The 21,759-nt window shown below is 73.3% G+C and carries 10 protein-coding genes; 9 read left to right on the forward strand and 1 reads right to left on the reverse strand.

Annotated elements, in window-relative coordinates; all coding sequences use genetic code 11:
* Positions 1-6 precede the first annotated feature (6 nt).
* From ACFWFZ_RS32850 to ACFWFZ_RS32860, 3 genes are all read left to right on the forward strand, one after another.
* Positions 7-2,610 (forward strand): beta-ketoacyl synthase N-terminal-like domain-containing protein, encoded by a 2,604-nt coding sequence (locus tag ACFWFZ_RS32850; protein WP_387127417.1) that lies wholly within the window; start codon positions 7-9, stop codon positions 2,608-2,610.
* Positions 2,607-6,059 carry an amino acid adenylation domain-containing protein gene (locus tag ACFWFZ_RS32855; RefSeq protein WP_387127419.1) on the forward strand — a complete coding sequence of 1,151 codons (3,453 nt, stop codon included), beginning with the start codon at positions 2,607-2,609 and terminating at the stop codon, positions 6,057-6,059. Before ACFWFZ_RS32850 ends, ACFWFZ_RS32855 begins: the two co-directional genes overlap by 4 nt.
* A gap of 62 nt (positions 6,060-6,121) precedes the next feature.
* Positions 6,122-13,258 (forward strand): amino acid adenylation domain-containing protein, encoded by a 7,137-nt coding sequence (locus ACFWFZ_RS32860; protein ID WP_387127421.1) that lies wholly within the window; start codon positions 6,122-6,124, stop codon positions 13,256-13,258.
* A gap of 89 nt (positions 13,259-13,347) precedes the next feature.
* Here the strand turns inward: ACFWFZ_RS32860 and fabD are convergent, their stop codons facing one another.
* Positions 13,348-14,301: an ACP S-malonyltransferase gene (gene fabD, locus ACFWFZ_RS32865; protein ID WP_387127423.1), complete on the reverse strand. Its 954-nt coding sequence runs from the start codon at positions 14,299-14,301 to the stop codon at positions 13,348-13,350.
* A gap of 140 nt (positions 14,302-14,441) precedes the next feature.
* On the opposite strand from fabD, the gene ACFWFZ_RS32870 reads away from it, so the two are divergent.
* Genes ACFWFZ_RS32870 through ACFWFZ_RS32895 form a run of 6 tightly spaced genes read left to right on the forward strand, consistent with a single transcriptional unit; the run spans position 14,442 to position 21,741 of the window.
* On the forward strand, positions 14,442-15,203 hold the full coding sequence (locus ACFWFZ_RS32870) for a thioesterase II family protein (protein WP_387127425.1): 762 nt from the start codon (positions 14,442-14,444) through the stop codon (positions 15,201-15,203).
* Positions 15,194-16,564, forward strand: coding sequence for an MATE family efflux transporter (locus tag ACFWFZ_RS32875; RefSeq protein WP_387127427.1), 1,371 nt, complete (start codon positions 15,194-15,196; stop codon positions 16,562-16,564). Before ACFWFZ_RS32870 ends, ACFWFZ_RS32875 begins: the two co-directional genes overlap by 10 nt.
* Before the next feature lie 24 nt (positions 16,565-16,588).
* Complete coding sequence (locus tag ACFWFZ_RS32880) at positions 16,589-16,855, forward strand: acyl carrier protein (protein WP_386187126.1); 267 nt, start codon at positions 16,589-16,591, stop codon at positions 16,853-16,855.
* A complete protein-coding gene (locus ACFWFZ_RS32885) occupies positions 16,852-17,181 on the forward strand; it encodes an acyl carrier protein (RefSeq protein WP_387127429.1) in 330 nt (109 codons plus the stop codon). The genes ACFWFZ_RS32880 and ACFWFZ_RS32885 overlap by 4 nt, the downstream gene beginning before the upstream one ends.
* Complete coding sequence (locus tag ACFWFZ_RS32890; protein WP_387127431.1) at positions 17,174-18,793, forward strand: amino acid adenylation domain-containing protein; 1,620 nt, start codon at positions 17,174-17,176, stop codon at positions 18,791-18,793. The genes ACFWFZ_RS32885 and ACFWFZ_RS32890 overlap by 8 nt, the downstream gene beginning before the upstream one ends.
* Complete coding sequence (locus tag ACFWFZ_RS32895; protein WP_387127433.1) at positions 18,790-21,741, forward strand: amino acid adenylation domain-containing protein; 2,952 nt, start codon at positions 18,790-18,792, stop codon at positions 21,739-21,741. The genes ACFWFZ_RS32890 and ACFWFZ_RS32895 overlap by 4 nt, the downstream gene beginning before the upstream one ends.
* Positions 21,742-21,759: the final 18 nt, after the last annotated feature.

The following is a 21,759-nucleotide window of genomic DNA, read 5'->3' on the forward strand; positions in this document are numbered from 1 at the left end:
AGCCCCGTGAGCGCGCAGAACTCCAACTCCGCCATTGCCGTGATCGGCATGGCATGCCGCCTGCCCGGAGCCCGGGACGTCGACCGCTACTGGTCGAACCTGCTGGAAGGATCCGACTTCCTGGCCCCGCTCGACGCGTCCGCCCTCCGGTCCAAGGGAGTACCGCGGGAGCGGTACGCCCGTGAGGGACACGTCGCGGTCTCCGGCGCCGTCGACGGCGTCGAGGAATTCGACTCCTCCTTCTTCGGTATCGCGCCCGCCGAGGCCGATGCGATGGATCCCCAGCACCGGCTGTTCCTGGAGGAAGCCGTCCACGCCCTGGAGGACGCGGGCTGGGCGGGCCGCGCCGCCGGAGGACGTGTGGGGGTCTTCTGCGGCAGCGGTGAGAATCGGTACGGCCGGCTGCTCCCGGCCCCCGAGGAGGGGGCGGGCAGCCACCGCAGGATGTCGGACGCCCCGGCCATGCTGCCGCTCCGGGTCTCCTACCACCTCGACCTGCGCGGCCCCAGCGTCTTCGTGAACACCTTGTGCTCCACCGGGTTGACCGCGGTGCACCTGGCCCGCCAGAGCCTCCTGGCCGGTGACTGCGACATCGCCCTGGCCGGCGCGGTGTCCCTGCAGCTGCCGCACGAGCACGGATACCTCGCCGGGGAGAGCGCGGTCCTGTCCCCGGACGGCACGCTGCGCCCCTTCGACCGCGCCGCGAACGGCACCGTGCCCGGCAGCGGGGTCGGCATCGTCGTCCTCAGGCCGCTCGCCGACGCGCTCAGGAACGGGGACCGCGTCCACGCGGTGCTGCACGGGACGGCCGTCAACAACGACGGCTCCGACCGTCAGAGTTTCGCCGCGCCCAGCGTCGCCGGGCAGCGCGACGTCATCCTCGCGGCCGTCGCCGACGCCGGAGTGGACCCCCGGGCCATCGGCTACGTGGAGGCGCACGGCACCGGTACGCCCCTGGGCGACCCGGTCGAACTCGCCGCCCTGCGCGAGGCACGCGAACGGCTCGGCGTCGACACCCCGTGCGCCATCGGCGCCGTGAAGTCGTCCATCGGCCACCTGGACACGGCCGCGGGGATGGCCGGACTCATCAAGGCGGTCCTCAGCGTGCGCGAGGGCGTCATTCCGGCGACCGCCCACCACCGCGAACTGCTCCCGTCGGCCGGCATCGAGGGCAGCGGACTGTACGTCAACACCCGGCTCCGGGAGTGGCCGGACAACGGGCAGCCGCGGTGCGCCGGCGTGTCCGCGCTCGGCGTCGGCGGCACCAACGCCCACGTGGTGGTCGGCCACCACCGCGCAGCACCCGGACCGCAGGACACCGACGTCGCCACCCCCGCGGTGTTCCCGGTCTCCGCACGCTCGGCCGACGCCTTCCACGAACTGCGCAGGAGCCTCGCCGATGCCCTGACCTCCGCGGGCGAGACGGCATCCGCGGACGTCGCCCGCACCCTCCAGGACGGCCGTATGCCGCGCGAACTGCGGCGCGCGTGGGTCGCCTCCTCACTACCCGAGGCCGCGGTGCTGCTGAAGGACGAGGCGGCCCCGGTGCCCGCCGGACCCCTCGAAGTGGCGCTCGACCTCGGCTCGGCCGTACGCCCCGGGCCGTCCTTGACCGACCGGATCCCCGCGCTCGCCACGGCCCGGGCCCGCCCCGACGCGACCGAGCGGGCCTTCCTGACGGCGTATGCGGCGCTGGACGAACTCGCGGCCCTCGGCGTGCGGGTCGCGACCATCACCGCCCACGGCGCGGGGGAGTACCTGGCTGCGGCCCACGCCGGTGCCCTGGACCGCGACGTCGCCCTGCGCTGCGCCGTACGGCACGAGGCCGTCCGGGCCGTCGTCCGCGACGGCGGCGACCTGAGCGCGTGCGAGACCCACCTGGCCGCCATGGAGGACGACCTGCGGGCCCACCCGCCCACCCGTCCGGAGAGCGCACTGCGCTCCCTCAGCCTGGGGGAGACGGTGCCCGCGGGAACCGAGCTGACCGCCGACCACTTCCTGGACGTGGCCCAGTCCGCCGTCATGGACGGCGGACCCGGCGCAGCGCCGAGGGACGCCGCGGACCTCATGGAGGCGCTGGCGTCCTGGCAGGACTGGCTGGAGCTGGCAGCGTGGTGCTGGGAACGCGGGGCCGACCTCGACTGGGGCCGGCTGCGCGCCGGTTCCGCGCACGTGGTCGCCCTGCCCGGCTACCCCTTCCACCCGCGACGGCACTGGGCGATCGCGACCCCGGACGACGCCGCGGCGCACCCGGACCCCGCATCCGGGGCGAAGCCCGTGCCCGTGCCCGTGTCCGTGTCCGTGCCCGCCGAGGGTTCGCAGGACGTCGTCGCCGTCGTCACGGACATCTGGCGCTCCGTGCTCGGCGAGGACGACATCGCACCCGACTCCGACTTCTTCGCCCTGGGCGGGCATTCACTGGTGGCCGCCCAGATCGTGGCCCGGCTGCGCGAGCGCTTCGGCGTGAACGTCTCCGTCGGTGACCTCCTGGACGCCGAGACACCCGAGGCCATGGCCGCGCTCGTGCGCGAGCAGCAGACGTCCGCCGCGCTCTACAGCGCACTGACCGCACCGCACAGTGCCGACCCGACAGGGAGCTTCGAGCTGTGACGACCACGACCGGAATCCTCCGGCACCTCGCTGACCTGGGCATACGCCTGGAGGAACGGGACGGCAGGCTCTCCGTCACCGGCCCCACCGCCGCGCTGACCGACGAACTCAAGCAGACGCTGCGCGACCACCGCGACGCCATCCTGCAGTTCCTGCGGGAACAGCGCCGCGAGGACACCGAACGCGCGACGCGGATCACCCGCGCCGACCGCTCGGGCCGCATACCCGCCTCCCGGGCACAGCAGCAGATGTGGCTGAGCGAGCAACTCGCCGCCGACGGCCCGCCCGTCTACAACATGTACTTCGCCCTCGAACTGCACGGAGACCTCGACGTCGCGGCCCTGCGCGGTGCGGTCGGTGAACTCGTCGACCGGCACGAGATCCTGCGCACGGCGCTCACCGAGAGCGAGGGCGCGCTGGTCCAGACGATCGCACCGCACTGCCCCGTCCCGTTCCGCGAGCACGTGGCCGCCCCGGACGGGGCGCACGCCCTGGTGAGCACCCTCGTCTCGTACCGCTTCGACCTGGCCCGGGCCCCACTGAGCCGGTTCGACCTGATCAGCACGGGACCCGGACAGTGGATCCTCCTCGTCGTCCAGCACCACGCCGTCTCGGACGGCTGGTCGACGGGCATCCTCAAACGGGAACTCGCGGAGCTGTACCGGGCCCGGCTGGCCGGCCGCGACGCCGAACTCGCCGACCTGCCCCTGCAGTACGCGGACTTCGCCCACTGGGAAGAGCGCTGGCTGGCCGGCCCGGCTGCCGAAGGGCAACGCGACTTCTGGCGCCGAACCCTGGCAGACCCGCCCCCCGCACTCGACCTCATGCCCGGCCGGGGACACGGAGCGGCCGCCGGATTCGGCGGATCGGCCCTGGACATCCGGTACGACGAGCAGCTGCTGGACCGGGTCCGGACCTTGAGCGCCGAAACCGGAACCACCCCCTTCACCGTACTGGTCTCGGCCTACGCCCTGTTGCTCGCACGCCTGTCGCGCACCGAGGACGTCGTGGTGGGCACCCCTTCGGCGAACCGTCCGCACGCGGACCTGGAACGCGCCATGGGCCTCTTCTTCAACCTCGTCCCGGTACGGACGCGGGTGGACGAGGAGATGAGCACCCGCGCGTACCTGGCAGCGGCCAGAAGCGCCGTGCACGATGCCTTCGCCCACCGGGAACTCCCCTTCGAACAGGTCGTCCAGGCCGTCGCCCCGCGGCGCGAGGGCGCGCACACCCCGCTCTTCCAGACCGTGTTCCTCTTCCAGACCTTCCCCGACACCGACTTCGACCTGCCGGGCGTGCGCAGCACCCCCGTGGACGTGCCGACGTACTCCAGCGAGTACGACGTCATGTTCCGCCTCACCCAGCACGAGGACGGCCTCCGCGGGCTCCTCACCTACAACGACCGGCAGTTCACCGAGGACGAGGCCCGGCGGTTCGTGGACGCCTATCGCAGCCTGCTCGACGACATGTGCCGCGAGCCGGACCGCCCCCTGGCCGAACTGGGGCTCCTCGACGCCGCGAGCGCCGGCCTGATCGACGGGTGGAACGCCGCGACGGCCCGGCCGGTGCCGGACCGTCCGATCCACGAGGACATCCTGGCGCGGCTGACCGAGGAACCGCAGCAACCGGCCCTGACGTTCCGCGGCACCACCCTGACCCGCGACGACCTGGCGCGCCGGGCCGCGTCCGCCGCGACCGGGCTGCGGGCGGCGGGTCTGCGGCCCGGCGACCGCGTGGGCATCCTCATGCCGCGCACCCCCGAACTGGTGGCGGTCCTGCTCGGCGCGATGTCCGCAGGGCTGGTGTACGTGCCGCTGGACGGTTCGGCACCGGCCTCCCGCCTCGAGGCGATGGTGCGGGCGGCGGACTGCGGCGCGCTCGTCACCGACGACACCTACCGTGAGGTCTGCCCGGCCTTCGTCGGGCCTCGCCTCACCGCGTCCGAGCTGCTCGACGCGGTGGCCGGCGACTTGCCGCGGGGTTCAACGGCGGGCTCGGCGTACGTCATCTTCACGTCGGGCTCGACCGGCGTGCCGAAGGGCGTCGAGATCACCCACGCCAACCTCGCCAACCTCTTCCGGGCCCTCGACGACGTCGTCCGCCCCGAGGGCGCCACCACGTGGCTGTCCGTCACCGCGGTCACCTTCGACATCGCCGTAGTCGAGCTGCTCTGGACGCTGGCCCGCGGCATCCCGGTCGTGCTCGCCGAGAACCTGGAGACCCTGCGCCGGTCCACGGGCGGTGCCGACCCGGCCGAACCCGCGGCCGTCCCCGACCTGATCCTGGCCTCCGGAGCCACCGCGATGCAGGCCACCCCCACCTTCCTGCGCACCGTGCTCACGCTGCCCCGCGCCGCCGAGGCCCTCGCCGCGCTGCGGATCCTGATGGTCGGCGGCGAGCCGCTCGACCTCACGCTGGCGCGCCGGCTGAAGGCACTCGGCATCCCCCGAGTGGTCAACATGTACGGCCCCACCGAGACCACGGTCTGGTCCAGTTCCTGGGAGCTGCCCGACACCCCCGAACGCGTCCTCGTCGGCCGGCCGCTGGCCAACACCTCCCTGTACGTCACCGACGCCCGGCTCAACGCCCTGCCGGTCGGCATGTACGGCGAACTGGTCATCGGCGGCGCCGGAGTGGCACGGGGCTACGTCGGCAAGCCGCAGCTCACCTCCGAGCGGTTCCCGCTGCGCCCGCGGCTCCATGCGGACGGCCCGGTGTACCGCACCGGAGACCTGGCCCGGCTGCTGCCGGACGGCACCGTGGAACTGGCCGGCCGCCTGGACAACCAGATCAAGCTCCGGGGACACCGGATCGAGCTGGAGGACGTCGAGCAGGCCGTCAACGCCGTCCCCGGCGTCACCCAGTGCGCGGTGGTGCTGCAGGAAGACGGCGGGCACCAGGTGCTCGTCGCCCACTACGTGCCCCGGCCCGGCGCCGGACTCGACGAGGCGACGCTGCGGGCGGCCGTCTCCGAGCGGCTTCCGGCCGCCATGGTCCCGTCGGCGTTCGCCGCGATCGCCCGCCTGCCCACCACCAGCGGCGGCAAGGTCGACCGCACCGCGCTGCCGGTCGTGCCGCTGCACCGCCCCGACGACGCCACCGCAGAGCCGGCCCACGTGCTGGAGCAGCGGCTGCTGGACATCTGGAGCCGCGTCCTCGGCACCGACGGCCTGCGGGTCACCGACGACTTCTTCGAGGTCGGCGGCTCCTCCCTGCTGGTCGTGCAGTTGCTGGCAGAGGTGCGCGAGCACGTCCGCCCCGACGCACGCGTCACCGACTTCTTCAGCTTCCCCAGCGTGCGCGCCTACGCCGCCCACATCGCCGACCGCGGGCACGACGCGTCCGACACCGTCCCGCAGCACCGCGTTCCCGCCGACGCGGCCGGTGCCGGCGGCCGACGGCAGCGCATGCGGCAGGCGGCGCAGCGGCGCCGGGAGCGCACCGGCTGATCCGCCGCCGCCCGGCCACCCCCACCCAGACCCCCACCAGCTGATCAGATGGAGACCGCGACATGACCGAAGCCGCCGAGCTGTCCGACGACGTGCCGGCCATCGCCATCACCGGCCTGGCCTGCCGCTTCCCGGGCGCCGAGTCGGCCGAGGAGTTCTGGGAACTCCTCCGTGAGGGCGTCGACCCCCGGGAGCCGGTGCCCGAGGAGGACCTGCGCAGGGCAGGCCGCGCCTGGGCGCTGTCCGACCCCTCCTACGTCGCGGTGCGCAAGACCTTCGGCGACCCGTCGATGTTCGACGCCGACTACTTCGGGATGTCCCCGGCGGAGGCGGCCGTCACCGACCCCCAGCAGCGGTTCCTGCTGGAGACCGCCGTGCACGCCCTGGAGGACGCAGGGCTGGTACCGGAATCCTTCCCGGGCCGCATCGGCGTCTACCTCGGCGTCAACATCTCCGACTACCTCCTGCAGAACGTACTGCCGCACCCCGAGGCCATCGAACCGCTCGGCTTCCACCGGGTCCTGATGGGCAACGACCGCGGGTACACGGCCACGCAGCTCTCCTACCGCCTCGGACTCACCGGCCCCAGCCTCGCCGTCGACTGCGCATGCTCCTCCGGCCTCGCCGCGGTGCACCACGCCTGCCGGGCACTGATGGACTACGAGGCGGACGCCGTACTCGTCGGCGGCGCCGCGATCAACCCGACCGACGTCGGCTACGCGCCCGTCGAAGGCGGCATCTCCTCCTCCGACGGCCACTGCCGCCCCTTCTCGGCCGACGCCGGCGGGACGGTGTTCTCCAGCGGCGTCGGCCTGCTGGTGCTGCGCCGACTCGACGAGGCACTGGCGGACGGCGACCGCGTGCTCGCCGTCATCCGCGGCAGCGGACTCAACAACGACGGCGCCCGCAAGAGCGGGTACACCGCGCCCAGCCTGCGCGGACAGGCCGAACTCATCGCCGAGGTGCACGAGGTCGCGGGAGTCGCGGCGGACCGCGTCTCCTACGTCGAGGCGCACGCCACGGGCACTCCGCTCGGCGACCCCATCGAGGTCGGCGCGCTCACCGAGGCGTTCCGGCGGACCACGTCCGCCGTCGGCCACTGCGCCATCGGCTCGGTCAAGTCCAACATCGGCCACCTCGACTCGGCGTCCGGCATCGCCGGCCTCATCAAGGTGGTGCTGTCGCTGCTCCACCGGCAGCTGCCCGCCACGCTGGGCTGCGAACGCCTCAACCCCCACATCGACTTCGACACCTCGCCCTTCCGGGTCAACACGGGGTTGCGGCCGTGGACCGGGCCGCGGCCCCTGCTCGCCGGCGTCAGCTCGCTCGGCGTCGGCGGCACCAACGTCCACCTGCTGGTCGAGGAGGCACCGGAAGCAGTCGACCGGCCCGCAGCCGGACACCCGGCCGCCGATGCCCGCCAACTGCTGCTCTTCTCCGCCCGGTCCAGTGCCGCGCTGGACGCGCTGGAGGACGCGGTACGCTCCCGGGTCGTCGCGAGCACGCCGGAAGACGCCCTGGACGTGGCCTCCACCCTGATCGCCCGCCGTGGCGCGCACTCCCTCCGTCGCGGCCTGCTCTGGCGCGAGGGCGCCGATCCGGTACTGCTGGAGAGCCGGCTCCCGGACGCGGCCCTGGGCGGACGGGCACCGGCGTTCACCCTGACCGACGACGTCCTGCCGAGCGGGGCCGTGGCCTCGCTCCTGGAGAGCCGGCCCGCCTTCGCCGAGCACGTGCGCCGACTGACCGCACACTGCGCCCTCCCGCCGGGCACCGACCCGCTGGCCCACCTGCGGCGGGCGGCTCCGAGCGCCGCGGCCACGGTGACGGCTCTCGCCGGCGCCGCGCTGTGGGCCGAGCACGGGGTACGCCCCGGCGCCGTCGTCGCCACCACCGGGAACCGGGCGGCGGCCGCCGTGATCAGCGGCGTCGTGGCCGACGCGGACGCGCCCGGCATCGTGGCGGCCCTGGCCCGGGGAGCCGACCCCGCCGAGGCACTGACCGCCGTAGCGCTGCATCCCGCGACGATCCCCTGGTACGACGCCGACGGAGCCGAACGGTGCCCCGCGGGCCGGACGCCCGACGCGGCCGCAGCCCTCGGTGACGCCACCGCCCCTGCCGGGCGGCGCACACTGCCTCCGCGGGTTCCGGCACTCCTGAACCCCGTACCGGTCACCGAGCCGGCGCCGCCCCTGCCCGCGGTGTTCCCCGAGGCGATCACGCTCACGGTCGCCAAGGACGTCCGGCCGGGAGCCGAAGCGCTGACGGCCGCCCTCGGCCAGGCCTGGGTGGCGGGGCTGGTCGAGGACGCGGAGCCGTTCGCGTCCGCCGACGCCCCCCACCGCTTCACGCAGGTGCCCCACTATCCGTTCCAGCGCGGGCGGTACTGGCTGGAGGCGCGTCCCGCGGCGGCGGGCGAGGCCCCCGCCACCGAGCCTCCCGCCGACCCCGGCGCCCAGAGCGGCGACGACCTCGCCGCGACGGCCCTGAGGTTCTTCGCCCAGGCGACGGGCCGCAGCGACATCGCCCCGACGGACGACCTGTTCTCCCTCGGCGGCGACTCGCTCCTCGCCACCCGGATCGTGGCCCAGGCACGGCAGCACTGGGGGAGGAGCATCCCGCTCGGTTCCTTCATGGAGGAACCGAGCCCGACGGGGCTGGCCCGGCTGGCCGCCCAGGCGCACCCGTCGGCCACCAGTGCCGGACCTTCCCCGGCCGGGCCGGCGTCCGCAGGACCGGACGAGGCCACCGGACCGGTGCCGGCGACCTCCATCCAGGAGGCGTTCCTCTTCCTCAGCGAGTTCGAGGGAGCCGCCGAGGCGTACAACGTGCCCGTACTCGCCGACCTGCGCGGCCCCGTGGACCGCGACGTACTGCGCAAGGCGCTGGCCGATCTCGTCGCCCGTCACGAGAGCCTGCGCACGGTGTTCCGCACCGTGGGCGGCCGTCCCCTCCAAGTGCTCGACGAGCAGGCGCAGGTCGACGTGCGGGAGGAGGACGTGGCGGACGACGATGCCCTGCGCGGAGCGATCGCCTCGCTGCTGGACTCCACCATCCCCACCGACCGCGCCCCGCTGTGCGCCGTCCGGCTGTTCCGGATGGGGCCCGACCGGACCGTCCTGGCCCTCGCCCTGCACCATCTCGTCGCCGATGCCACGTCCATCGGGATCCTCCTGAACGACCTGTACGCCCTCTACCGGATGCGCACGGGCGAGGGTGCGCCCGACCTGCCGCCCGTCGCGACACTCACCGCCCGGCACGCCAGGGCGGAGGCCCACTGGCTCACCACCGCCGACGCGGACAGGCAGCGCGCCCACTGGCGCCGGGAGCTCGCCGACCTGCCGGCACCCCTGGAACTGCCGGGCGACCGTCCGCGCGGCGCCCGGCGCAGCTACCGGGGCGAGAAGCTCACCTTCACCCTGCCCACGCAGACCTCGCAGTCCGTGCACGCCCTTGCCTCCGAGGAGTCGACGACACCGTTCGTGGTGGTCCTCACCGCGTTCTCCGTCCTGCTGGCATCGCTCTGCGACCAGAAGGACTTCGTGATCGGCTGCCCGGTCTCCGGCCGGCACCGTCCCGAGACGCGCGACCTCATCGGCAACTTCGTCAACACGCTTCCGATCCGGAGCACCATCTCGGCCGGCCAGTCGTTCCGTTCCCTGGTGCGGGAGACGGCCCGGCGGGTCACCGGCGCCATGGACCACCAGGAACTGCCGTACGAGATCATGGCGCGGGACGCGGCCCGCGGATCCGACGCACGCGGCGCGTCCTCCCCGGTCTTCCAGGTGCTGTTCAACCTGCTGCACCCGGGAAGCATGACCGCGCCCGCACCGGCCGGAGTCGACGTCAGGCCCATCCCCTTCGACCGCGCCACCAGCCCCTACGAACTGTCCCTGGACTGGTGGACCGAGGACGGCACCATCGGCGGCCGCTTCATCTACGACAGTGACCGCTTCACCCGGCCCACGGTCGACGCGTGGCGGGAGTCGTTCGCCTTCCTCCTCGACACCCTCACCGGCACGCCCGACGCCGCCGTCGACGGCGTTCCCGCCGAGCCGCCGGCACGGGCCGGGCGGGCGGCGGCGGCGCTCACCGGCCCCCGGGTGCCGGTGCCCGACCTGCCGGTGCACGCGGTCTTCCTCGACCACGCCGCACGCCACCCCGAGAGGGAGGCGGTGAGCGACGGCCGCACGACGCTCACCTACGGAGAGCTGGCACGCCTGTCCGCAGGCGTCGCCGACCTGGTGACCTCGAACGGGACGGGCATCGGAGAGCCGGTCGGCATCGCCCTGCCGCGCGACGCCCGGACCGTCGCGGTCCTGCTGGGCGTGCTGCGTGCCGGCGCCACTCCGGTGCCCTTCGACCAGAGCCACCCGAGGGCCCGGCTCGCCGCCATCGCCGAGCACTGCGGAACACGACTGGTGCTGTGCGACACCCCGGAGAAGGCGGACTTCGTCCCCGAGGGCGTACGTCGGATCGTGCTGCCGGACGTGTCCGGGATGCCGGCGAGGGACGGCTCCGCCCCCGGCGACCGGGTGCCCGCCTCGGTCGGCGCCTATCTCACATACACCAGCGGCACCACAGGGCGTCCCAAGGGCATCCACTTCCCCCACGGTGCGCTGGCCAACCTGATCCACTGGGAGACCGACGGGTACGGCAGGGCGATGCGCTGGCTCCAGTTCGCGTCCTTCGGCTTCGACGCGGCCTTCCACGAGACGTTCGCCGCCCTGTGCTCCGGCGGATCGCTCCATGTGGCCGACGAAGAGACCCGGCACGACCACGACGCGCTCGCCGAGTTCGTCCGGCTCCACCAGGTGCAGAAGGCGATCCTGCCGGTGTCGCTGGCACACGCCCTGGCCACGCGCTTCGAACAGGATCCCAGCTCCTTCGCCTCCCTGAGGGAGATCGCCACCACCGGCGAGCAGCTGCGGCTCAGCGCGTCGCTCCTGGCGTTCTTCGAGAAGCTGGACGGCTGCCGGCTGATCAACAACTACGGTCCCGCGGAGACCCACGTCGTCACCTCCTACAGCTTTGCGGGGCGGCCGGCCGACTGGCCGCGCTACGCGCCGATCGGCCATCCGATCCAGAACGTCACGCTGGCACTGGAGAGCTCCGACGGGCGGCGGCCCGTGCCGTGGGGGTCCGTCGGGGAACTGGTCATCGGCGGACCGTGCGTGGCCACCGGCTACCTGGACGAACCCGGGCTCACGGAAGCGAGGTTCACCACGTCCGCCGACGGGCGGCGTCAGTACGGCAGCGGGGACCGTGCCCGTCTGCTGCCGACGGGCGACGTGGAGTTCCTGGGCCGCCGCGACCAGCAGGTGAAGATCCGCGGATACCGGGTGGAGCCCGGTGAGATCGAAGTGGTGATCCGCGAGGACGCCGACATCGCGGACGTGGCGCTGGTCGTGCGCGGCCCCGAGGGCGACCGGCGCATCGACGCCTACCTGGTCCCGGCGCTGCCCGGATCCGAGGACATCGGACCGCGCACCCGCGGGCGCCTGGCCGGGGTACTGCCTCCCGCGCTGGTGCCCTCCACCTTCACCCTCCTGGACCGACTGCCGGTCAACGCCAACGGAAAGGTCGACCACGCCCTGCTCCCGCCCCCCGGCACGGCCGCTCCGCAAGCCGGTCCGCGGCTCCTGGGGCCGGCGCAGGCACCTCCGCACGGGCCCACGGCCGAAGACGATCCGCTGGAGCGGGTCCTGGCGGCGTTCCGGGCCGTGCTCGACCAGCCCGGCCTGGGACCCGACGACGACTTCTTCCACGCCGGAGGCCATTCCCTGCTGGCCACGCGGCTGGTGCACCGGGTACGCGAAGAGCTCGATGTACGGCTGTCCATCTCCGACTTCTACGAGTGCGGCACCGCCCGCGACGTCGCCGGCCTGGTGGCGGGGCGCCGAAGGCTCGGCGCCGCCCATCCCGATGAGGAACTGCCGCCGGCCGTCACGCCGGTCGTCCTGCCGCCCGGCCTGGCCGCCCTGGCCGATCTCCCGGGTCCGGACCGGCAGAAGACCACCGTGTACGACACCGGTCGGCAACTGGATCCCGAGCGGCTGCGCCACGCCGTCACCGTGCTGCTGGAGCAGCAGCCGGCCCTCCGTCTGCGCGTCGCGCGGGGACACCACGCCGAACCGGCGCCCACGGCCGAAGTCGTCTCCGACGCCGTGGTACGGCGGCGGCGCCCGGACGGCGTCCCCGCCGAGCGGCTCGCGGACTGGCTGTACGAGCGCGGCCAGGCCGAGCCGATCGACCCCCGCACCGGTCCGCTCGTCCGCCTGTCCACCGTCGAAGGGCCCGAAGGCGCGGGCCTGCTCGCCGTCACCGTCCACCTGCTGGCCCTCGACGGCCGGGGCCTCGACAACCTGTGCCGCGTGCTGGACGAGGCCTACCACCGGACGCCCGCACCGCGCGGGCCGGACGACGGGTTCCTGCGCCATCTGGCATGGCGCAACGCCCTGCCGGGCAGCCCCCGGCGCACCGAGGCCGTCGAGCTGTGGCGGCGTCTGCTCGCGCCGGCGTCCGCCGTTCCACGCCTCGCCCCCCGGCCCGCCCGCGAACCCGGCCGCGCCACCTGGGCACCCGACGCGATCCTGCAGACCGCCCTGCGGGCACGCTGCGCGCAGCAGCGGACCACCCCGTTCGTCCTGCACCTGACCGCCGTGGCGGTGGCGCTGGGCCGGATGGGCACGACCGACGTGGTCTGCCCCGCGCTCCCGCTCGACGGCCGCTTCCAGCGGCGGTTCGACGGATCGGTCGGCGCGTTCGCCAACATCGTGCCGATGCCCTTGGCGGTGCCGGGCGACCGGCCGCTCGGCCGGATCCTGGAGGACGCGCGGGCGACCGTCGACCAGGTGCTGTCGGTGAGCGCGGTCCCGTACGCGGACCTCGCGGCCGAGCACCCCGACCTCGCGGCCTTCGCCGACCTGGACGTGGTGTTCAACTACGCCAGGGACGACGAGCCGCTGCGCTTCGGGACCGGGACCCTGCGTGACGTCGGGCCCGATCTGCTGGCCCCCGGGCGGCGCCTGCACCTGACGGTCGTCGACACCCAGGACTCCTTCCGGGCCCTGCTGCGCCACGATGCGTCGACCGGCGACGACCGGCTGCTCGCCCTGTACCGCCAGGCCCTGTACGGCCTCGTCCTCGAACCGGAGGCGACCGCCGACTCGCTCGACCCGACGGGAGCGGGCTCATGACCGCCGCCACGCACCGCGCCGCAACCGCGTACCGGGCCGCGCCCCGCCCGAGGTGGGCGCCCCGCACGGGGGCGCCCACCGGGCACCCGCTACACCAGGACGCCGCTCAGCTTCTCCACCGCACGGTCGATCTGGCCGCAGGTTCCCGCGGGCAGCGCCGGGACGGCCGGGTGCACGGAACGGCTCAGGTTGCTCAGCACGCGCCCCGGCCCGGCCTCGACGAACGCGGACACCTCCTCACGGCCGAGCAGGCTGAGCGTCTCGTGCCAGCGCACGGGTGCGGCGAGCTGCTGCGCGAGCAGCGTGCGGGCCTCCTGCCCCGAATGCACGTAGGTGGCGGTCACGTTGGCCACCACGGGGAGGTTCGGGGTGGCGAAAGGGGTCGCCGCGAGGTGCTCGCCGAACTCGGCGGCGACATCCGCCATCAAGGAGCAGTGGAAGGGGGCTCCGACGCGGAGCTCCTTCGCGTGGCCGGCGCCCTCCTGAAGCGCCCGCCGGCCGACCTCGGCCACCGCGTCGGCGTCGCCGGAGACGACCGTCTGCAGGGCGGAGTTGTAGTTGGCCACTTCGACGACCCGCTGCCGGGCGGCGGCAACCTCCTCGCACAGCGCCCGTACCCGCGCCGCGGGCAGTCCGATGACGGCAGCCATGGATCCGGGCGTGCGCCGGTTCACCTCTGCCATGAGCAGGCCGCGCCGGCGGACCAGTACGAGGCCGTCCACCCAGTCGAGGACCCCGGCGCTCACCAGCGCCGTGTACTCGCCGAGGCTGTGCCCCGCCACCACCGACGGGCTGACCCCCCGGTCACGCAGGACGGCGGCCGCCACCAGGCTGACGACATAGACGGCCGGCTGGGTCACGGACGTGTCCCGCAACTCCTCGGCGTCGCCCTCGAAGCACAGGCGGCTCAGGGGTATGTCCAGCACCTCGTCGGCGGTCTCGAAGTAGGGGCGCGCCAGTTCGGGATACCGCTCCAGAAGTTCGGATCCCATTCCGGGAACCTGCGAACCCTGGCCCGGAAATAAAAATGCAAGTCGACTCACGGCAGTCTCCTGTTCAAGGGAAAATGATGCAAGAATCGCGCTTTGACGGAAGGGTACGTTACCGGCCCTCCGGCGCCGATGCAAAGCCCTCCACGGTTCTCGTGAGGGTCCTGAGAAAAGGTCGGAGCGCCGACAATGGTGTGACCGGTGAAGAGGAATTCACGCTCGTCCTCGTGCATCACGCCGGCGGTTCCGCCCTGAGCTTCCTTCCGCTGCGCTCGTTCTTCCCGGACCACTGGCGGCTGCTCGCGCTCGAACTTCCGGGGCGCGGTCCGGCGGCCGCGATCCCCGCCCCCACCGGACTCACGGAGGCGGTCTCGCTCCTGACGCCGGCCCTGACGGAGCAACTGACCGAACCTTATGCCCTGTTCGGGCACAGTATGGGCGCTCTCATCGCCTACGAACTCGCGCGGCAACTGGAGAGGCTCGGCGTGCCACCCGTCCTGCTGGGCGTCTCGGCGAGCCCGGCTCCGCACGTGCGGGAGCCGCGGGACGGACTTTGCGACCTGCACACGCAGGAAGACCTCGCCGGCTTCCTGCGCGAGCTCGGGGGAACACCTCCCCAGGCATTCGAAGAGCCCGAACTCATGGCCTACCTGACCCACGCCCTGCGTCTGGACCTGAACCTCATGCAGAATTACACGGCGGACCCCTCGGGAGTCCTCGGCATTCCGCTCTCCGTCTATTACGGTGACCGCGACCCGCTGGCGGGGCGGGAACTGGTGTCGCCATGGTCCGAATACTCCTCGGAGCGCACCGAAATACGGCCTCGGCCGGGTGGGCATTTCTATCTTTTCGACCGGCCCCGGGAATTCGCCGCTCAGTGGACGCAGGACGTGCACGCGGCGATGCGGCGGGCGCAGGGGCGCAGGCAAACGCGGCAAGGAGCGTCATGGGCCTGAGTCCGCATACCGCTCCGTCCCCCGGCGCCGCCGACCGCGGCCTGGTCAGGCGCACCATCACGGCAGCCCTGCCGCTCTACCTGACCATGATCGCCTCGTCCGTCGCCGGACTGGTCGACACCGCCGTGCTCGGCCGGCACGCCACCGCCTCACTGGCCGCGTTCGCCCTCACGATGGCCGTCTACACCCCCGCCACGGCCACCGTCGCCGGCGCCATGCGCGGGGTGATGCCCTTCGTCGCCGCCCACGACGACGACCCCGACGCCCTCGTGCCGGTGGTGCGCAACGGCACCTGGCTCGGCATCCTCACGGGAACGCTGGGTGCGGTGGCCGTCTGCGCCGTGCCGCTCATCGGCCTGGCCTCCGGCGTCCCGCAGGAGACCCTGTCGGCACTCGGCCCGCTTCCCGCCCTGCTGGCGGCCAGTGTCCTGGTGGCCGCAGTCGGCAACTCGGCGACGTCCACCCTGGTGGGCCTCGGCCGCTCCGCGCTCGTGATGCGGGCCGGGACGGCCGGCACCGCCGCAGCCGTGGTCCTCTCCCTGGCGCTCGTGAACGGCGTGGGCCCGATCGACGGGCTGGGGCTGCCCGGCGCGGGAGTCGCCATGCTGGTGTCCAGCCTGATCAGCGCGGTGGTCGCACACTGGGGGCTCCGCCGGTCCACCCTCCTGGCCGGCCGCCCCCTCGGCCTTGGCCGCCCGCACCCCCGCGCCGTACTCGAACTGGCCGGCGTAGGCCTCCCGCTCGCCGCCACCGTACTCATCAAGTTCGCCGTCCTCGGCGTGCTGGCCGTCGCCGCCGCCCGGGTCGGCACCGTCGCCGCGGCCGCACACAGCATCGCCGTGTCCCTGGTCGCCCTGATGTTCACGGCCGCCGTCGCCATCGGCCAGGCCACCATCCCGCTCATGGCACCCCACCTGAAGACCGGGAACGTCCAAGGGCTGCGCGCCGGCGTTCGTGCCGGGGCCAAGACCGCCCTCGGCGCGGTGGCCCTCCTGGGGTGTGTCCTGGCGGTGCTGAGGGAACCGGTGCTCTCCCTCTTCACCCACGATCCCGCTGCCCGCGACCAGGTGCTGGCCCTGATACCCCTGCTGCTCCTGGTGGTGGTCACGGACGCACTGCAGGCGGTGTTCGGCTTCGGGCTCATCGCGATCAGGAACACGGTGCCCAGCCTGGTCGCCTTCGCCGTCTGCTACGGCCTGCTCGCCCTGGCCGCCGTACCCCTCTCGGCCGTCGGCGGCCTGAACGCCCTGTGGCTCGCCCTGCTCGTGGCCAACATCCTGCTGATCGTCGGGCAGGTCGGCTTCTTCCACCAGCGCAGCGGCAGGCTCGCCGCTTCCGCAACCCCGGCCGCCCGGACCTGAACCGCACAAGGAGAACACACACCCATGACACATCAGCAGAACACCCTGCCCACGACGCAGGCCGAATTCGAAACCGCGGTCCGCGAGACCTGGGAGGAGGTGCTCGGCCACACCGACTTCGCCGACGACGAGGCCTTCCTCTCCCTCGACGGAGCCAACTCCCTGACCGCAGTACGGGTGATGGTCGGGCTCGGCGGCCGCCTCGGCGCCCGTCTGCAGATCCGTCTCATCATGCGGCACCGGACCGTCCGGGAACTGGCCGCCGCGATCCGCGAGCAGGTCAGCCGGTGAGCGCCCCGGTCAGGCCCGGTACCTCCGCGGACACCCCGCCGCCGCGGCGCAGGGAAGAGACGTGCGAGGTCGAATACAGAGCACCGGAAGGAGAGTTCGCGACCACCGTGGCCTCCGTCGTCGCCGGGGTGCTCGGCGTCGACCGCGTCGGAATGGACGACAGCTTCTACGACTTCGGTGGCACCTCCCTGCAGGCCATCAGCCTCTGCGTCCGCCTGGAGAAGGCCACCGGCCGCGCGATCGAGCCGGTCGACGTCCTGGAGTACGACGTCCTGTGCGACCTGGTCCTGCTGCTCTCCCAGGCACCGGAGGGCGGCCGTGGCTGATCCCTCCCTCAACCCGTCCCTGGTCCACCACGCGGTGGCCCGGCACGCGCACAGTGTCCCGGACGCCGTCGCCCTCGTCCACCAGGACACGTGCGTCGACTACGCGACCCTGGACGCGGCAGCCGGCCGGTACGCGGCCGAGCTGGCCGGGCACAGCGTGGGCCCGGGCAGCATCGTGCCGCTGCTGCTCCCGCGCTCACCGCGACTGGTCGCCGTGCAGCTGGCCGTCCTGCGGCTCGGCGCTGCCTACACCAGCCTGGACGGCCGCTGGCCGGCCGCCCGGCTGCGCCAGGTGTTCGGCACACTGGGCGATCCGGCCACCGTGGTGGCCGAGGGCCCGGTACCCCTGGACCACCCCCACACGGTCTGGACGCCGCAGGAAGACCTCCACCGGGCTGCCCGGGAGGGCACCGGGGCGCCCACGGCACAGCCCTCACCGGCCGATCCGGCCACGGTGATCTTCACGTCCGGTACGACGGGCAGGCCCAAGGGAGTCGTGCTGCCGCACCGGGCGATCACCCGCATCTTCCGCGACGGCGGGCCGCCCGGTTTCGGCCGGGGCAACGTCATGCCCCAGGCGGCGCCGCCCTGGTGGGACATGTACGCCTACGAACTCTTCGGGCAGCTCATGACCGGAGGCACCTCGGTGCTGACGGACGGCGACCACCTGCTGCCCCAGACACTGCGGCGCATGATCGCTGAGCAGGGCGCCACCACGCTGCGACTGACCACGACCCTGTTCCACCTGTTCGTGGACGAGGACCCGGACTGTTTCACCGGACTGCGCCACGTCTACGCGGGCGGGGAACGCATGTCACCCGCGCACGCCTCGGCCTTCCTGGCCCGCCACCCCGGCACCACCCTGACCAACGGCTACGGGCCGGCCGAGAGCTGCATGCACGCCACGAACCGCGCTGTCCGGCCCGAGGACTGCGACCGCGGGGACGGGATCCCCCTGGGAACCCCGGTTCCGCACACGCAGGTGATCGTCCTCGACCCCCACGGCCGACCCTGCCGGCCCGGCCGGACGGGCGAGATCCACGTGGCGGGGGAAGGACTGGCCCTCGGCTACCTCGACGAGCCCGAGACGACGGCACGCGCCTTCGTCCCCGTCGAGCTGCCGGGAACAACCGTACGCGCCTACCGCACGGGCGACTTCGGCCACCTCGACGAGGCGGGCGTACTGCACTTCCGGGGGCGCACGGACCGGCAGCTGAAGATCCGCGGCCACCGCGTCGAGGCCGCGGAGATCGAAGCAGCCGCCGCGTCCGTGCCCGGCGTCCTTTCCGCGGCGGCGGTGCCGCTCCGCGCGGCGGACGGCACAGCCACGGGGATCGCCCTGTTCTACACATGCGCGGACGGCGCGCACCGGCCCGGAGGAGAACCCGGCGACGACGACCCGGTGCACCTGCACGAGCACCTGGCGGCCGTTCTCCCGGACCACCTGGTCCCCGCGATCACCGCCGCCCTGCAGGCCCTGCCCCTCACACCCAACGGAAAGCTGGACCGCGCCGCGCTGGAGAGCACGGCCTCACGCCGGCGACGCCGACGGCCCGCACGGCGGCCGGCGCGCCGAACCGCTGTCCCTCCCATCGAACGGAGCACGACATGACCACCCCGGCCGACAGCGGAACGACCGGCAACCGCGCCGGGGCCGCAGCCGCCCACCGGTTGACGCGGGAGCAGGAGGCGATATGGATCAACGACGCGCTCTCCGAGGACCGATCCTGCTACACCGTGCTGTGGGCGCACCGCCTGCGCGGTGACGTCGACCCCGAGGCGGCCGCAGGAGCGCTCGACGACGTCATCCACCGGCACGAGTCGCTGCGCAGCCGCTTCCTCATCGAGGACGGGAACCCGCTCCAGTACGTCGAGGAGCGACCCTGCCACCCCCTGGTCCGGGCGGACTGCCCCGAGGCCGAACTCGGCGAACGGCTCGCCGCCCTGGCGGCGGAGCCGCTCGATCCGGCCGACGGAACCGTGCGGCCCGTGCTGTTACGGCTCTCGGACGACGACTGGGTACTGACCACCCTCATCCACCACCTGGTCATCGACGACTGGTCACTGTCCCTCCTGGACCGCGAGTTCAGCCGGTTCTACCGCGCCCGGACCCGACCGGACACGACGCCGGCCCCTTCCGCCGAAACCACGCCGCCCCCACAGCTCGGCACGTACGCGGACGCCCAGCGCGCGACCCCCCTCGACGAGGACGACCTGCGTCACTGGACCACACGCCTCGAGAACGCGCCGGAGATCTGCACGATCCCCCCGGACCGGCCCCGCCCTGCGGAGCTGGGCACCGGCGGGGCGCGCATCGCCTTCCGCCTCGACGAAGACCTCACCGACGCCGTGCGCCGGCTCGCCCGTGCCACCCGTACCACTCCGTTCACGGTTTTCGCGGCCGCCGTCACCGCGTTGCTGCACCGTCACGGCGCGGGGGACGACATCGTCGTCGGAACGCCGGTCTCCCGCCGGGGGAACGCCGACCTCGACTCCGTCATGGGCTGCCTGAGCGACCTCATGCCACTGCGGACCGGTGTGAACGGCGACGCGTCCTTCCGCGACCTGGTCCGGTCGCTCCGGTCCGAGGCACTCGGCGTGCTCCGGCACCGCGACGTTCCCTTCGGTGAACTGGTCAGGCGGACCGTCACCGCCGAACAGCTGGGCAGGTTCCCCCTGTTCCAGACCGTCGTCCAGGTCAACGACGCACCGGCACCGGACCTGAACCTGCCGGGGATCCAGGCCGAACGGCTGCACGTGCACCCGGGGACGGCCAAATTCGACCTGTGCTTCGACCTCGCGGCCGAGGGCGGCTCCTTCCGGGGCTTCCTCGACTACGCGACGGACCTCTACGACCCGGACACCGTCCGCCGGATCGCCGACCGGTTCCGCACGCTGCTCGCCGCCGCCGTCGCCGACCCCGACCTGCGCGTGGCCGAGGCACCCCTGCTCACAGCGGAAGAGACCGCACTGGTGACCCGGACCTGGGCCCGGGCCGCGGACCCCGCCGAACCCCCGCCGCCGGTGCACGTGGCGTTCGAGGCCCAGCGCCGGCGCACGCCCGACGCACCCGCGGCCGTCTGGCACAGCCGAGAGCTGACGTACGGGGAACTCGGCGCCGCCGCCGACCGGCTCGCCCACCGCCTGATCCGCGGGGGCTCGAGCGGCCGGCCCGTCGGCATCCTCATGGAGCGCAGCCTGGACATGGCCGTCGCGGTCCTCGGCGTACTGAAGTCGGGCTCCCCGTACGTGCCGTTGGACCCGTCCTACCCGGCTGAACGGCTCGCCTACATGATCGAGGACAGCGGGCTGCACACCCTGCTCACCCAGCCGTCCCTGCGTGAGCGGTGCACCCTCCCTCCGTCCGTGCACGTCCTCCAGCCGGACCAGTGGGCCGAGGAAGGGGCGACCGGCGCTGCGGGGACCGGCGCCGAGGCGACCGGGGTCGCAGCGACGGGTCTGCCGGAGACCGGCCCGGACGACCTGGCCTACCTCATGTACACCTCCGGATCCACGGGACAGCCCAAGGGCGTGGCCATGCCCCACGGCCCCGTCGCCGGCCTCGTTCAGTGGCAGTGCCGCGACTCGGCGGCCGGCCCCGGTGACCGCACCCTGCAGTTCTCGGCGCTCAGCTTCGACGCCTCGTTCCTGGAGTTCTTCAGCACGTGGTCCACGGGCGGAACCCTGGTCCTGATCGACGCCGAGCAACGCACGGACTACGACGCGCTGCTGGAGGTCATCGACCAGCAGCGCGTGATGCGCATCTTCCTGCCCTTCGTGGCGCTGCAGAGCATCGCCTTCTACGCCACCGCGATGGACCTGCCCGCCCCCGCGCTGCGCGAGTGCGTGACCGCCGGCGAGCAACTGCACGTGACCCCGGCCATCCGGGAGTTCTTCGGCCGGCTCGACGGCGCCGTGCTCTTCAACCAGTACGGGCCCACGGAGACCCACAGCGTCAGTTCGCTGCGCCTGGACGGTGACCCGTCCGCCTGGCCCCTCATGCCCACCATCGGATATCCGATCAACGGCGCCGAGGTGTACGTCCTGGACGCGCGGCTGCGTCCCCAGCCGGCCGGAGTGGTCGGCGAACTGTGTGTCGCGGGAACACCGGTCTCCCAGGGGTACTGGGGCCGCGCGGACCTGACGGCACAGAAGTTCGTCCCGCATCCCCTGGGCGGCCCGGGCGCGCTGTACCGCACCGGCGACATGGCGCGGTACCTGCCGAACGGCGAGATCGAGTTCCTGGGCCGACGCGACGGCATGGTCAAGATCCGCGGATACCGCGTCGAACTCGGCGAGGTCGAAGCCACGATCCGCTCGCTCGAAGGCATTGCCGACGCCGTCGTGATCGCCCGGTCGTCGGAAGTCGGCGACACCCGGCTCGTCGTCCACTACCGGCCCGGCACGGACCCGGCCCCGTCCGCGGCGGCCCTGCGCACGGCGCTGGCCGACCTCCTGCCCGAGTACATGCTCCCGTCGGCGTACATCCCGACGGACGGAGAGTTTCCGCGCACACCGAGCGGAAAGGTCGACCGGCTCGCCCTGGCGGCACTCCCGTAGCCGGTCGGATCCCACCCC

The organism is Streptomyces sp. NPDC060232 (assembly GCF_042726555.1).
In the GTDB taxonomy this organism is placed as follows: domain Bacteria; phylum Actinomycetota; class Actinomycetes; order Streptomycetales; family Streptomycetaceae; genus Streptomyces.